The sequence below is a fragment of the Citrobacter sp. Ca225 genome, assembly GCF_030337175.1.
GTDB classification, from domain to species: domain Bacteria; phylum Pseudomonadota; class Gammaproteobacteria; order Enterobacterales; family Enterobacteriaceae; genus Citrobacter_A; species Citrobacter_A amalonaticus.
The window spans coordinates 1-1,058 of the sequence record NZ_JAOWCD010000010.1 but is presented as its reverse complement, the minus strand read 5'-3'; the positions used below and the strand labels follow the sequence as shown (position 1 = coordinate 1,058).

Genomic DNA, 1,058 nt, shown 5'->3' with positions numbered 1-1,058 from the left:
CTGGTAAGCAGAGTTTTTGAAATGTAAGGCCTTTGAATAAGACAAAACGCTGCCTCATCGCTAACTTTGCAACAGTGCCCATAATACTGACGGGTTAAAGAGGAGTGATAAAGATGAATGGATTCAGAAACAGTTCACGGAACGGTCAGGTCTGGCGCTGGCAGCGTGCCGGAAGCCGGGCCGTTATTCTGGAGGTCAGTGGACGCTGGATGGAAGCGGCAGAAGGATGGCGACGGGCTGCCTGTGTTGCGCCCCGGACAGACTGGCAGCAGTTTGCCCGAAAAAGGGCTGAACACTGCTACCGGCGCTGCCGGGAAAGGGTGTAACGAAAAAGCAGCCTTCATTACTCCAGGAGTCAGAAGGCTGAAAGGAGTTTATGAGATTTGCTTTTTTAATATCCGGTCGGGCAGTATGACCAGTCAGTTCTGAGTAGCACAGGTTTTTTTCCGTGTTAAGTCGTGATTTTATATTTTGCGATTTATTTCACAAAATAAGGTGTTATTCATTGTGTGCTGCAATGTTCAGGATGCCTGAAATACAGGTGCCATTTATCAAATCACCATCAAAGGATATCTTTTTCCCAATACCAAGGTAGCTTAATTTATTTGATGCAGCTTGCCCTATAAGAGGCGTTACCGAAGCCGCAATGATCTCCAAGCATTCATTTGTTCTCAGCGGGAATAAAAATGGCAAAAACAAAACAGGAATGGCTGTATCAGTTACGGCGATGTTCATCAGTCAATACGCTGGAAAAAATTATTCATAAAAACAGAGACAGTTTATCAAACAGTGAACGTGAGTCATTTAATTCAGCAGCAGACCACCGGTTAGCGGAATTAATCACCAGAAAGTTATATGACAGGATACCAAAAGAGATATGGAAATATGTAAGGTAATAATTCAGCAATAATTAATTGCCAGGAGCAGATAAATAATGAAGTTGATTATTTTTATTCTCATTGTTCTGATTATTGCAGCGGTAATGACTCCAACTTATTGATAGTATTTTATGTTCAGATAATGCCCGATGACTTTGTCATGCAGCTCCACCGGTTTTG

Annotated in this window: 4 protein-coding genes; 2 read left to right on the top strand and 2 right to left on the bottom strand. The window is 42.6% G+C overall.

What is annotated here, in order from left to right; all coding sequences use genetic code 11:
- Positions 1-113: 113 nt before the first annotated feature.
- A complete protein-coding gene (locus tag OGW13_RS00060) occupies positions 114-326 on the top strand; it encodes a hypothetical protein (protein ID WP_008786559.1) in 213 nt (70 codons plus the stop codon).
- A 172-nt stretch (positions 327-498) separates the two neighbouring features.
- On the opposite strand, the gene OGW13_RS00055 is transcribed toward OGW13_RS00060, so the two are convergent.
- On the bottom strand, positions 499-735 hold the full coding sequence (locus OGW13_RS00055) for a hypothetical protein (protein WP_113990385.1): 237 nt from the start codon (positions 733-735) through the stop codon (positions 499-501).
- Here OGW13_RS00055 and hha point away from each other — a divergent pair.
- Positions 687-896, top strand: coding sequence for a hemolysin expression modulator Hha (gene hha / locus OGW13_RS00050; RefSeq protein WP_008786560.1), 210 nt, complete (start codon positions 687-689; stop codon positions 894-896). The genes OGW13_RS00055 and hha overlap by 49 nt on opposite strands.
- A 97-nt stretch (positions 897-993) precedes the next feature.
- On the opposite strand, the gene OGW13_RS25650 is transcribed toward hha, so the two are convergent.
- Positions 994-1,058, bottom strand: a 65-nt coding sequence (locus tag OGW13_RS25650) for an IS1 family transposase (RefSeq protein WP_353622468.1), incomplete at its 5' end; no start/stop codon positions are given.